The sequence below is a fragment of the Pseudomonas sp. DR48 genome (assembly GCF_019823085.1).
Taxonomy (GTDB): Bacteria; Pseudomonadota; Gammaproteobacteria; order Pseudomonadales; family Pseudomonadaceae; genus Aquipseudomonas.
Genome location: NZ_CP081946.1, coordinates 3,244,202 through 3,256,752, shown reverse-complemented (window position 1 = coordinate 3,256,752; position 12,551 = coordinate 3,244,202). Strand labels below are relative to the sequence as shown.

14 protein-coding genes are annotated in these 12,551 nt (G+C 57.8%); 2 read left to right on the top strand and 12 right to left on the bottom strand.

Annotation, left to right across the window (positions count from 1 at the left end; genetic code table 11):
- The first annotated feature begins 68 nt into the window (after nt 1-68).
- On the top strand, nt 69-392 hold the full coding sequence (fdxA, locus tag K5K95_RS14605; RefSeq protein WP_208669789.1) for a ferredoxin FdxA: 324 nt from the start codon (nt 69-71) through the stop codon (nt 390-392).
- A gap of 472 nt (nt 393-864) precedes the next feature.
- Here fdxA and rpoS read toward each other — a convergent pair whose 3' ends face one another.
- The 8 genes from rpoS to K5K95_RS14565 form a co-directional block, all read right to left on the bottom strand.
- Nucleotides 865-1,872 carry an RNA polymerase sigma factor RpoS gene (gene rpoS / locus K5K95_RS14600; RefSeq protein WP_056856224.1) on the bottom strand — a complete coding sequence of 336 codons (1,008 nt, stop codon included), beginning with the start codon at nt 1,870-1,872 and terminating at the stop codon, nt 865-867.
- A 105-nt stretch (nt 1,873-1,977) separates the two neighbouring features.
- Nucleotides 1,978-2,835, bottom strand: a complete 858-nt coding sequence (locus tag K5K95_RS14595; RefSeq protein WP_222589988.1) for a peptidoglycan DD-metalloendopeptidase family protein — start codon at nt 2,833-2,835, stop codon at nt 1,978-1,980.
- 211 nt (nt 2,836-3,046) lie between these two features.
- Nucleotides 3,047-3,682 carry a protein-L-isoaspartate(D-aspartate) O-methyltransferase gene (locus K5K95_RS14590; protein ID WP_197678969.1) on the bottom strand — a complete coding sequence of 212 codons (636 nt, stop codon included), beginning with the start codon at nt 3,680-3,682 and terminating at the stop codon, nt 3,047-3,049.
- Between the two features lie 41 nt (nt 3,683-3,723).
- Nucleotides 3,724-4,473 (bottom strand): 5'/3'-nucleotidase SurE, encoded by a 750-nt coding sequence (gene surE, locus K5K95_RS14585; protein WP_222589987.1) that lies wholly within the window; start codon nt 4,471-4,473, stop codon nt 3,724-3,726.
- Entirely contained in the window at nt 4,461-5,519 is a 1,059-nt protein-coding gene (gene truD, locus K5K95_RS14580; protein WP_222589986.1) for a tRNA pseudouridine(13) synthase TruD, read from the bottom strand. The genes surE and truD overlap by 13 nt, the downstream gene beginning before the upstream one ends.
- Complete coding sequence (ispF, locus tag K5K95_RS14575; RefSeq protein WP_008154023.1) at nt 5,516-5,989, bottom strand: 2-C-methyl-D-erythritol 2,4-cyclodiphosphate synthase; 474 nt, start codon at nt 5,987-5,989, stop codon at nt 5,516-5,518. The genes truD and ispF overlap by 4 nt, the downstream gene beginning before the upstream one ends.
- Nucleotides 5,990-6,042: 53 nt before the next feature.
- Nucleotides 6,043-6,888, bottom strand: coding sequence for an S-formylglutathione hydrolase (gene fghA / locus K5K95_RS14570; protein WP_222589985.1), 846 nt, complete (start codon nt 6,886-6,888; stop codon nt 6,043-6,045).
- An 8-nt stretch (nt 6,889-6,896) separates the two neighbouring features.
- On the bottom strand, nt 6,897-8,009 hold the full coding sequence (locus K5K95_RS14565; protein ID WP_222589984.1) for an S-(hydroxymethyl)glutathione dehydrogenase/class III alcohol dehydrogenase: 1,113 nt from the start codon (nt 8,007-8,009) through the stop codon (nt 6,897-6,899).
- 107 nt (nt 8,010-8,116) lie between these two features.
- Between K5K95_RS14565 and K5K95_RS14560 the strand changes: the two genes are divergently transcribed.
- On the top strand, nt 8,117-9,013 hold the full coding sequence (locus K5K95_RS14560) for a LysR substrate-binding domain-containing protein (protein ID WP_222589983.1): 897 nt from the start codon (nt 8,117-8,119) through the stop codon (nt 9,011-9,013).
- Between the two features lie 91 nt (nt 9,014-9,104).
- Here K5K95_RS14560 and ispD read toward each other — a convergent pair whose 3' ends face one another.
- The 4 genes from ispD to kdsA form a co-directional block, all read right to left on the bottom strand.
- Nucleotides 9,105-9,812 carry a 2-C-methyl-D-erythritol 4-phosphate cytidylyltransferase gene (ispD, locus tag K5K95_RS14555; RefSeq protein ID WP_222589982.1) on the bottom strand — a complete coding sequence of 236 codons (708 nt, stop codon included), beginning with the start codon at nt 9,810-9,812 and terminating at the stop codon, nt 9,105-9,107.
- Complete coding sequence (gene ftsB, locus K5K95_RS14550) at nt 9,809-10,087, bottom strand: cell division protein FtsB (RefSeq protein ID WP_008028992.1); 279 nt, start codon at nt 10,085-10,087, stop codon at nt 9,809-9,811. Before ftsB ends, ispD begins: the two co-directional genes overlap by 4 nt.
- A 171-nt stretch (nt 10,088-10,258) precedes the next feature.
- A complete protein-coding gene (gene eno / locus K5K95_RS14545) occupies nt 10,259-11,548 on the bottom strand; it encodes a phosphopyruvate hydratase (RefSeq protein WP_090187791.1) in 1,290 nt (429 codons plus the stop codon).
- A 156-nt stretch (nt 11,549-11,704) separates the two neighbouring features.
- Entirely contained in the window at nt 11,705-12,550 is an 846-nt protein-coding gene (kdsA, locus tag K5K95_RS14540; protein ID WP_222589981.1) for a 3-deoxy-8-phosphooctulonate synthase, read from the bottom strand.
- Nucleotide 12,551: the final 1 nt, after the last annotated feature.

Below are 12,551 nucleotides of genomic sequence, written 5' to 3'. Positions count from 1 at the left end.
ATCGCTCCCAAACCTGGCGACCCCAACGTGAAGGGGCTCCGCTGCCGCCGCCTGAGGAGAAAATTAGAATGACCTTCGTCGTCACCGACAACTGCATCAAGTGCAAGTACACCGACTGCGTAGAAGTCTGTCCGGTGGACTGCTTTTACGAAGGCCCGAACTTCCTGGTGATTCACCCGGATGAGTGCATCGACTGCGCACTGTGCGAACCAGAGTGCCCTGCCGTGGCCATCTTCTCTGAAGATGAAGTCCCGGAAGATATGCAGCAATTCATTCAGCTGAACGTTGAGTTGGCCGAAATCTGGCCCAACATCACCGAGAAGAAAGATCCGCTGCCAGACGCTGAAGAGTGGGATGGCAAGAAAGACAAGATTAAAGAACTCGAACGCTGATTTTCCTGCGCGTTCTGGAAAAGGCCCCTCGTGGGCCTTTTTGCTTTTCTGCACGCAAAAAAAGGGGCGGTTTGACCCGCCCACATTTTTTCCCTATTCCCTGTATTCCTTTTCATCGTCCTGATGAATCGCTTCCTGCGATGTCCATTCCCCCCTTCCTTGAAGGGCGTGTCGATCCGTCGACACAATTCAGATACTAGAGAAATCCCTGCCAAGCGCAATTGACCCAGATCGCTAAAATCGACTGTCACATGCTGTTAACACAATAAAATATATATACAAATCAATCAGATAACTTTACTCACGTAGGAATAGAGGCGACTTCCAACCTGTAAAAATAGTGAACACTTACGAAAGAGTAAGCAAAAACTTACAGCGCGATACTACAAAGCAGAGGCGATCACCCTCATCTTCCAGGCAATAAAAAACCCCGAGCCAGTCGGGGCCTTTTATGACCATATAAGCCAATTGCTTATTGAAACAGCGACTCGCTCGACAAGCCGTTCTTCTCAAGAATCTCACGAAGACGCTTGAGGCCTTCCACCTGAATCTGTCTGACCCGTTCCCGGGTCAGGCCAATCTCCAGGCCTACATCTTCAAGTGTGCTGCTCTCGTGGCCACGCAAGCCGAAGCGACGTACCACCACTTCGCGTTGCTTGTCGGTAAGCTCCGAAAGCCATTGATCGATGCTCTGAGACAGGTCGTCGTCCTGCAGCAGTTCACATGGATCGGTTGGACGATCATCGGTAAGGGTGTCCAGCAGGGTTTTATCCGAATCCGGACCCAGCGAGACGTCGACCGAAGAAACCCGCTCGTTCAAGCCGAGCATGCGCTTGACCTCTGCCACTGGTTTTTCCAGCAGGTTGGCGATTTCTTCGGGTGAGGGTTCATGGTCGAGTTTTTGAGTCAGCTCCCGTGCGGCCCGCAGGTACACGTTAAGCTCTTTGACCACATGGATCGGCAACCGGATGGTCCGGGTCTGATTCATGATCGCGCGCTCGATGGTCTGACGAATCCACCAGGTTGCGTAGGTCGAAAAGCGGAAGCCTCGTTCGGGATCGAACTTCTCCACTGCGCGGATCAGACCGAGGTTGCCCTCTTCGATCAGGTCCAGCAGTGAAAGCCCACGATTGACGTAGCGCCGGGCGATTTTCACCACCAGCCGCAGGTTGCTTTCAATCATGCGCTTGCGCCCGGCCGGATCGCCACTTTGCGACAAGCGCGCAAAATGAACTTCTTCTTCCGGAGAGAGCAATGGGGAAAAGCCGATTTCGTTGAGGTACAGCTGCGTGGCATCGAGTGCCCGAGTGTAATCGATGTACTTGTGTTGCTTTAACGAAGCGGAGTGTTTGGATTTGGCACGAACGGAAGGTGGAGCAGCCCCTTCATCATTCGACATCGAATCCGTACCGATGCCGGTCTCCATAAGGAGAACCTCATCGTCGATGTCAAACTCCGGCACTTCTTTACTGAGAGCCATTGTTATAGTCCTTTGGTGAGTTCGACCCCAAGCTCAAGCGGCGCCTTTATCCTTGGCAACGCTGGAGCCTGTCCCCTCTACGTGACGGAACAGGCTGGCAACAAATCAACGGCGTGGCAGGAACTGCAGCGGATCTACAGGTTTACCTTGTCGGCGAATCTCAAAATGCAGCTTCACCCGGTCTGTACCCGTTGACCCCATTTCGGCAATTGTCTGTCCGACTTTGACCTGCTGCCCCTCCCGAACCAACAGCCTGCGGTTATGTCCGTAGGCACTGACGTAGGTGTCGCTGTGTTTGATGATGACTAATTCGCCGTAGCCCCTTAAGCCACTCCCGGCGTATACCACCGTCCCATCAGACGCAGCTAAAACAGGCTGTCCCAAATCTCCGGCGATATCAATTCCTTTATTCAAACTACCGTTTGAGGAGAACTTTCCAATCAGAATGCCATTAGATGGCCATCCCCAGCCGGTCGGGGCCGGGCCGGCTGGAGGCAACGGAGCGGGGGCCGGCTTGGTGGCGACGGACGGTGCAACCACCGCAGAACTGGTCGTCGTGCCGTTAGCCTGACGTCGGATAACCGTGGTTTTCAACGACGACGAAGGCGTTGAATCGGTTGCACTCTCCACCGGGGTCGGGGTTGAACCGGTACGACCATCAAAGCGAATTGTCTGACCCGGATGGATCGTATACGGCGTAGGAATATTGTTCCGTGCGGCGAGGGCTTTGTAGTCCCAGCCGTAGCGAAAAGCGATCGAGAACAGCGTGTCTTTCGGTCGAACGACGTACTGCCCCGTGGTCACTGCCGGACGCTGAGGAACGGCGTTGTTGCGATCGACCACGCGAACATCACTCGTTTTGGAACTGGAGCAACCGACCAGCAAGGTGCTCAAGACGAGGCCAGTCACCAGGCGCTGAAAGCTCTTTGTACCCATACGCTGCGCAATGACTGTGAGACTCACCCGCCGCTCCCTTTGTGGTGGCTGAAAATGTGGATTGCCGTGTTCCGGCACGAAATATCGCAAGTATAACGGGCCCGACAGGCTTTACCTTTAATGAAGCGAAATGGCTTCGCGCACACGTTTGCTGCCTGCCGTTGAATTCCGTTTAACATTTCGATGCCGCTGTAAGACCCGGGCAATCGAAGAGAATTCAGCGCTCCTGAATAAATGCTCAGGCCAGTGGCCCATTGAGCAATGGTACGAAGCGCACCGACCCTAAAACGCGTCGGGAAAAGCCGTTTTCTTCACGAATGATCAGCATCAATTGCTGCACCTCGCCCGAACCGACCGGTATGACCAGTCTTCCGCCCGGCGCCAATTGATCGAGCAATGCCTGTGGCACATCAGTGGCTACCGCCGTGACGATAATGCCGTTATACGGCGCCAGCGCCGGCCAGCCTTCCCAACCGTCACCCCAGCGAAAAACCACGTTGCGCAGGTTCAGCTCGACCAGGCGTTCCTTGGCCCGGTCCTGCAAAACCTTGATGCGCTCCACGGAGAACACCCGCTCGACCAACTGCGACAGTACCGCTGTCTGGTAGCCGGAGCCGGTGCCGATTTCCATCACCTTGTCGAGCGGCCCCGCCTCAAGCAGCAGCTCGCTCATGCGCGCCACCATATAAGGCTGGGAGATGGTCTGGTTGTGTCCGATCGGCAGTGCAGTGTCTTCATAAGCGCGGTGAGCCAGCGCCTCGTCGACGAACAGATGACGCGGTGTACGGCGGATGACTTCGAGCACCTTGGCGTTGGAAACGCCCTCTTCATACAGGCGCTGAATAAGGCGTTCGCGAGTGCGTTGAGAGGTCATCCCGATGCCGCGACGCAAAATATCGTCTTGTTCACGAGCCATTAGCGCAACCCCTCCAGCCAGCCATCGATACTTCTAAAGGCATCATTGAAGGTGCGATCCAGTTGCAACGGCGTGATGGATACATAGCCTTGCATCACCGCATGGAAATCAGTCCCCGGGCCGCCGTCTTCAGCGTCGCCCGCTGCGGCGATCCAGTAACCGGATTTGCCACGCGGATCGACCACCTTCATCGGCGCCGCAGCGCGAGCGCGGTGTCCAAGGCGGGTCAGCTGAATGCCGCGAATGTGATCCAGCGGCAGATTGGGAATGTTCACGTTCAATACCGTGCGCGGCGGCAGATCGAGGTCAGCATGGGCTTCGACCAGTTTGCGCGCAAAGTAAGCGGCTGTGGGAAGGTTCTCCACTTGCCGTGAGACCAACGAAAAGGCGAACGAGGGGCGCTCAAGGAATCGTCCCTCGAGGGCTGCCGCGACGGTGCCGGAATACAACACGTCGTCCCCCAGGTTGGCGCCCAGGTTGATACCGGAAACCACCATGTCCGGCTCGGACTCCAGCAAGCCGTTAAGGCCCAGGTGCACGCAATCGGTAGGTGTGCCGTTCAGGCTGATAAAGCCGTTGGCCAGGGTTTGCGGGTGCAACGGACGGTCGAGCGTCAGCGAGCTGCTGGCGCCGCTTTTGTCCTGGTCCGGGGCGATAACCACGCATTCGGTGTAATTCGCCAACGCAGCATAAAGCGCGGCGAGACCGGGTGCGGCTACCCCATCGTCGTTAGAAATCAGAATACGCATGGGCTGTCCGTCTGCCCCACCGGCACCAGATCAACAAGCTCGCGCACCAATACGGTGGCAAAGCATCCGGCCGGGAGGACGAATTCCAGTTGCAGAATGTCAGGCTCGGGATAATGCCACGTCAACCCACCAATGGGCAGCCGCAGGATGCGACGTTCGTGGCTCATTCCGGCGTTAATCAACCAATCGCGCAGATCCGCTTCGCGCTCGGCGATTGCCTGCTCCAGTACATGGACAGCGCCGGTCGCCGGCGAGTCACCTTCGCCCCATTGAGGACCGGTCGGGTGCAGGTCGAGAATCGCAAGGCGCGGATCGCTGCATTCAGCTTCACCTGCCGGGAAAAAGCTGCGGCTGTCAGTGAAGGCCAACAGATCGCCGACCTGGGCACGCTGCCAACTGCCATCGGCCACGCGCGCCGCCAACACTTGGTTGAACAGAAAACTGCGCGCGGTGGACAACAGGCGCGAGCGCACATTGCGCTGCTCCGGCAAGGCCTTACGAGCAGCCCAGGCGCGGGCATCGACGACGTTACCGCCATCAAAGCCAAAACGCTGGGTGCCGAAATAATTGGGAACGCCTTGTTTGGCGATCAGTTGCAGCCGCGCGTCGATCGCGTCTTTATCACCCGCGAATTGCGTCAGGCGCAAGGTGAAGCCGTTGGCCGAGTGAGCACCGCGTTGCAACTTGCGCTTGTGTCGACCGATCTTGAGGATTTTCAGTGTGTCGTTTTCCGCCGCCGACAGATCAGGATCGGCCTTGCCCGGCAGCTGCACGCTGAACCACTGGCGAGTCAGCGCCTGACGATCCTTCAAGCCCGCGTAGCTGACGGTGCGCAATGGCACACCCGCGGCCTTGGCAATCCGTCGTGCCGCTTCTTCGGTATTCAGGCCACGTTTTTCCACCCAGATCCACAGGTGTTCGCCATCGCCGCTGAGGGGGATGTTGAGCACCTCATCGACCTGGAAATCTTCTGCCGTGGCTTTCAATACCGCGGTGCCGAGGGCATCACCGTAAGCCCGTGGGCCGAGCAATTGCACCTCGTTCATGCGCGCAGCAACAAGGCAACGGAATGCACGGCGATGCCTTCTTCGCGACCGACAAAGCCGAGCTTTTCGGTGGTGGTAGCTTTCACGTTCACTTGATCCAACTCAACTTGAAGATCGGCGGCAATCAGCGCGCGCATCGATTCGATATGCGGGGCCATTTTCGGCGCCTGGGCAACAATGGTGTTATCGACATTGCCGACCTTCCAGCCCTTGGCATGGATCAGTGCGACGACGTGACGCAACAGCACCCGGCTGTCGGCGCCCTTGTACGTCGGGTCGGTGTCCGGGAAGTGCTTGCCGATATCACCCAGCGCAGCCGCGCCAAGCAAGGCATCGCTCAAGGCGTGCAGCAAGACGTCACCGTCGGAGTGAGCGAGCAGCCCGAAGCCGTGTGCAATACGCACACCGCCCAGAGTAATGAAATCGCCTTCAGCGAAACGATGCACATCATAGCCGTGGCCAATACGCATAAAAAAACGCCCCGATTTTTGTCAGGGCGTGATTCTACCTGCTTTGTCAGACATTAGGCGCTTAGCGCACGCCCATGATGCTGCAAGTGGTCGTCAATGAAGCTGGCAATGAAGAAATAGCTGTGGTCGTAGCCCGGTTGCAGGCGCAACGTCAGCGGATGACCGGCCAGCTTGGCCGCCTGCTGCAACGCCTCAGGCTTGAGCTGGGTAGCGAGAAAATCATCACGATCACCTTGGTCGACCAGCAGCGGCAACTTCTCATCGGCCTCGGCGATCAATGCGCAGGCATCCCATTCGCGCCATTTCGAACGGTCTTCGCCCAGATACCGGGAAAAGGCCTTCTGGCCCCACGGGCAATCCATCGGATTGTTGATCGGCGAGAACGCCGATACCGACTGATAGCGCCCCGGGTTGCGCAAGGCGCAGACCAGCGCCCCATGGCCACCCATTGAGTGGCCGCTGATGCCGCGTTTGTCCGAAGCAGGGAAATGAGCTTCGACCAATGCCGGCAATTCCTGCACGACATAGTCATGCATCCGATAGTGCCGCGACCACGGTTCCTGCGTGGCATTCAGGTAAAACCCGGCACCGAGGCCGAAGTCCCAGGCACCCTCCGGATCACCCGGCACATCAGGACCGCGAGGGCTGGTGTCCGGTGCGACAATGATCAGCCCCAGCTCGGCGGCCATGCGCATGGCGCCGGCCTTTTGCATGAAGTTTTCATCGGTGCAGGTCAGGCCGGACAACCAATACAGCACTGGCAGCTTGCCGCCCTGCTCCGCTTGCGGCGGCAGGTACACGGCGAACACCATGTCGCAGCCGAGCACATCGGAGCGGTGCTTATAGCGTTTGTGCCAGCCGCCGAAGCTTTTCTGACAGGAGATATTTTCCAGGCTCATGAGCGACCTCAGAAATGAATGACGCTGCGGATGCTTTTGCCTTCATGCATCAAGTCGAAAGCCTTGTTGATATCTTCCAGGCCCATGGTGTGGGTGATGAAGGTATCCAGCGGGATCTCGCCGGTTTCGGCCATTTCGACGTAGCTTGGCAACTCGGTGCGGCCACGTACGCCACCGAACGCCGAACCGCGCCAGACGCGACCGGTGACCAACTGGAACGGACGGGTCGAAATTTCCTGGCCGGCACCGGCGACGCCGATGATGACCGACTCGCCCCAGCCCTTGTGGCAGCACTCAAGCGCGGCACGCATCAACTGGACGTTGCCGATGCACTCGAAGGAAAAGTCGACACCGCCGTCAGTCATGTCGACGATGACTTCCTGGATTGGACGATCAAAATCTTTCGGGTTCACGCAGTCGGTTGCACCCAGCTGCTTGGCGATTTCGAATTTGGCCGGGTTGATGTCGATGGCGATGATGCGACCGGCCTTGGCCTTGGCCGCACCGATGATGGCTGACAAACCAATGCCGCCGAGGCCGAAAATGGCCACGGTATCACCTGGTTTTACCTTGGCGGTATTGAGGACTGCACCGATGCCGGTGGTGACACCGCAGCCCAGCAGGCAGACTTTTTCCAGTGGCGCTTCTTTAGGAATTTTCGCAACGGAGATTTCCGGCAACACGGTGTACTCGGAAAAGGTCGAGGTGCCCATGTAGTGGAAAATCGGCTGGCCCTTGTAGGAAAAACGCGTGGTGCCATCCGGCATCAGGCCTTTGCCTTGCGTCGCGCGAATCGCCTGGCACAGGTTGGTTTTACCCGACAGGCAGAATTTGCACTGGCGGCATTCCGGGGTGTACAGCGGAATCACATGGTCGCCGACGGCGACAGAGGTCACGCCTTCGCCGATCGCTTCGACCACAGCACCGCCTTCGTGACCGAGGATCGACGGGAAGATGCCTTCCGGGTCAGCGCCCGACAGTGTGTAGGCATCCGTATGACAGACACCGGAGGCCACCACTCGCAACAACACTTCACCGGCCTTGGGCATGGCGACATCGACTTCAACGATCTCAAGGGGTTTCTTGGCCTCGAAGGCTACGGCAGCGCGCGACTTGATCATGTGGATTCTCCAGTGAATAAAAACGAGACAGGGAGTGTAATACACCGCTTGACGGTGAATAATCCGGACAAAAGCAAAACATTATTGCTGTACAGGGATAATCATCGATGTCCGAGAACCGCTGGGAAGGGATAGACGAGTTCGTCGCCGTCGCCGAATGCAGCCAATTCACCGCCGCCGCAGAACGACTCGGGGTCTCGTCCTCACATATCAGTAGACAAATCGTACGCCTCGAAGAGCGACTTCAGACGCGGCTGCTGTACCGCAGCACCCGCCGGGTCACGCTGACCGAAGCCGGGCAAACCTTTCTGCAACATTGCCAGCGTTTGCAGGATGGCCGCGAAGAAGCCTTGCGTGCGGTGGGCGACCTGACCAGCGAACCCAAAGGCATGTTGCGCATGACCTGCGCCGTGGCCTATGGCGAACGCTTCATTGTGCCGCTGGTTACGCGGTACATGGGGCTCTATCCGCAACTCAGTATAGACATTGAACTGAGTAACCGCCCGCTGGACCTGGTGCATGAAGGCCTGGATCTGGCGATCCGTCTCGGTCGCTTGCAGGATTCAAGGTTGGTCGCCACACGCCTGGCACCACGGCGCATGTATCTGTGTGCATCTCCGTCCTACATCGAACGGTATGGTCGCCCACACAGTTTGTCGGAGCTGAGTCGCCACAACTGCCTCATCGGCAGTTCGGACATGTGGCAACTGGAACAGAACGGGCGGGAATTTTCCCAGCGGGTCCAGGGAAACTGGCGCTGCAACAGTGGGCAAGCGGTGCTGGACGCGGCGCTGCAAGGTGTCGGTTTATGCCAGCTGCCCGACTACTACGTGCTGGAGCACTTGAAAAACGGTGAGCTGATTTCGTTGCTGGAAGCCCATCAACCGCCGAACACGGCCGTTTGGGCGCTTTATCCACAGCAGCGGCATCTGTCGCCCAAGGTGCGCAAGCTGGTGGACTATTTGAAAGAGGGGTTGGCGTTGAGGCCGGAGTACCTTGGTTGAAGATCAAAAGATCGCAGCCTCGTTTCACTCGACAGCTCCTACATCGGCAGTAGTTTGTAGGAGCTGTCGAGTGAAACGAGGCTGCGATCTTTTAGCGGCGGTTAACCCAACGCTGACGAAGCCATTCCAGATCTTCAGGGCGCGTGACTTTAAGGTTATCGGACCGGCCTTCAATCAGGCGTGGCGCAAGACCTGCCCACTCCATCGCCGATGCTTCGTCAGTGATGACGGCGTCAGCCACCAGACTGTCAGCCAGTGCCCGATGCAGCGCGCCAAGGCGAAACATCTGCGGTGTATAGGCCTGCCAGATCACGCTGCGATCCACTGTTTCGACGACACGACCGTGCATGTCGACCCGCTTGAGCGTATCGCGGGCAGGCACTGCCAGCAGTCCGCCAACAGGATCGTCTGCTAACTCATGCAGCAATTTATCCAGATCATCACGCGAAAGATTCGGCCGCGCCGCATCGTGCACCAGCACCCAATCGTCATCGTCAGCGCCCAAGGCGTTCAAATGCAGCAACGCATTGAGTACCGACCCGGAACGCTCGTCGCCACCGTCGACACGCTGAATGCGCGAATCGGAGGCACACGCCAGGTTCGGCCAGTAAGGATCATCGACAGCAAGACTGACCACCAGGCCCTTGAGGCAAGGATGATCAAGGAAACAGCCAAGGCTGTGTTCGAGAATAGTGCGCCCGCCCAGTTGCAAGTATTGCTTGGGACGGTCCGCGGCCATACGGGCACCAACGCCCGCGGCAGGAATCACGGCCCAGAAGGCCGGTAACGAGTTGTTCATTGGGCCAACTGGTAAAGGGTTTCGCCGTCCTTGACCATGCCCAACTCATGGCGAGCCCGCTCTTCAACGGTCTCCATGCCTTTTTTCAACTCACTGACTTCGGCGTCCATGACCCGATTGCGCTCCAGCAAGCCTTCGTTCTCAGCGTGTTGATCCGCGATCTGCTGAGTCAGCTCGGCCACTTGCGCCAGACTGCCATTACCCACCCACAGGCGGTATTGCAGGCCAGCCAGCAGCAGGAGCAAGACGAGGAACAACCAATTGGGACTGCGCATCGAATATCGGGTATCCAGTGAAAAAAGACAGCCATGCCAAAACTTTGAAGCATCTGATAGCACGAAGCCTGGAAGAACCAGGCTTGTGCTCTTAAGGCATCAGATTAGTGGCAAATCCATCGCTGTCGCGATATTTCCGACACAATCCTTTGTCTTTTTACCATGTAGCAATTAACCGCGGAACTCGCTGCGGCCGTTGTACTTGGCTTTACCCTGCAACTGCTCTTCGATACGCAGCAGTTGGTTGTACTTGGAAACGCGGTCGGAACGGCACAGGGAGCCGGTCTTGATCTGGCCAGCCGAGGTGCCCACGGCGAGGTCGGCAATGGTCGAATCTTCGGTTTCGCCGGAGCGGTGCGAGATGACGGCAGTGTAACCAGCAGCCTTGGCCATCTGGATGGCTTCCAGGGTTTCGGTCAGGGTGCCGATCTGGTTGAACTTGATCAGGATCGAGTTGGCGATCTTTTTATCGATGCCTTCTTTCAGGATCTTGGTGTTGGTCACGAACAGGTCGTCGCCCACCAGCTGGGTTTTCTCGCCGATCTTGTCGGTGAGGATTTTCCAGCCAGCCCAATCGGACTCGTCCAGGCCATCTTCGATGGAGATGATCGGGTAACGCTCGGTCAGGCCTTTGAGGTAGTCGGCGAAACCTTCAGCGGTGAACACCTGACCTTCGCCGGACAGATTGTATTTACCGTCTTCGTAGAACTCGCTCGCCGCGCAGTCCAGCGCCAGGGTCACGTCGGTGCCCAGCTTGTAACCAGCGTTTGCCACCGCCTCCGAAATCACTTTCAAAGCGTCTTCGTTGGAAGCCAGGTTCGGTGCGAAACCGCCTTCGTCGCCAACTGCAGTGCTCAGGCCACGGGCCTTCAGCACAGCCTTGAGGTGATGGAAAATCTCGGTGCCCATGCGCAGACCTTCCGAGAAAGACTTGGCGCCAACCGGCTGAACCATGAATTCCTGGATGTCGACGTTGTTATCGGCGTGCTCGCCACCGTTGATGATGTTCATCATCGGAACCGGCATCGAGTAGACACCCGGGGTGCCGTTCAGGTTGGCGATGTGCGCGTACAGCGGCAGGTCCTGGTCCTGTGCTGCTGCCTTGGCCGCGGCCAGGGAAACGGCGAGGATCGCGTTGGCGCCCAGGGAGCCTTTGTTTTCAGTACCGTCGAGCTTGATCATCGCGTGATCCAGCGCTTTCTGGTCGCTTGGGTCTGTACCTTTCAACAGGTCGCGGATCGGACCGTTGATGTTGGCGACGGCTTTGAGCACGCCTTTGCCCAGGTAACGGCTCTTGTCGCCATCACGCAGCTCGAGCGCTTCACGCGAGCCAGTGGAAGCACCGGACGGCGCGCAAGCGCTACCGATGATGCCGTTATCGAGAAGCACGTCCGCTTCCACGGTGGGATTGCCACGGGAGTCGAGAACTTCACGACCTTTGATGTCGACGATTTTTGCCATTGTTGTAAACACTCCAAAGTTGACGAAAACGACGCAGCTAGAGGAAATCTTTTACCGTCGGCAAGTGATGTGCAGCGGGCAGACTTGCGGACGATAAGGCTCAGGCCCGAGGGCCTGAGCAACAAATCGTGCGGTACTTTACCGGAGAAATGAGGTTTACGCGGTCTCTACCGTCGGAAAACTCTTCACCAGTTCGTCCAGAGCTTTGAGCTGGGCCAGGAATGGCTCCAGTTTGTCCAGGCGCAAGGCACAAGGGCCATCGCATTTGGCGTTATCCGGATCCGGGTGCGCTTCGAGGAACAGACCGGCCAGGGACTGGCTCATGCCAGCCTTGGCCAGATCGAGGACCTGGGCGCGACGACCGCCAGCGGAATCGGAGCGACCGCCGGGCATTTGCAGCGCGTGGGTCACGTCGAAGAATACCGGGTATTCGAACTGCTTCATGATGCCGAAGCCAAGCATGTCGACGACCAGGTTGTTGTAGCCGAAGCTCGAACCGCGTTCGCAGAGGATCAACTGATCGTTACCCGCTTCCACGCACTTGTTCAGGATGTGTTTCATTTCCTGAGGCGCGAGGAACTGGGCTTTCTTGATGTTGATCACCGCGCCAGTCTTGGCCATCGCGACCACGAGGTCGGTCTGGCGCGACAGGAAGGCCGGCAGCTGGATGATGTCGCAGACTTCAGCGACGACCGCTGCCTGGTAAGGCTCGTGGACGTCGGTGATGATCGGCACGCCGAAGGCTTGCTTGATGTCCTGGAAGATCCGCATGCCCTCTTCCAGGCCGGGGCCACGGTAAGAGGTCACGGAGGAACGGTTGGCCTTGTCGAAGCTGGCCTTGAACACATAAGGGATACCGAGTTTCTCGGTAACCTTTACGTACTCTTCGCAGACCTGCATCGCCATGTCGCGGCTTTCCAGCACGTTCATGCCACCGAACAGCACCATTGGCTTGTCGTTGGCAATCTCGATATCGCCTACACGGATGATCTTCTGCGCCATC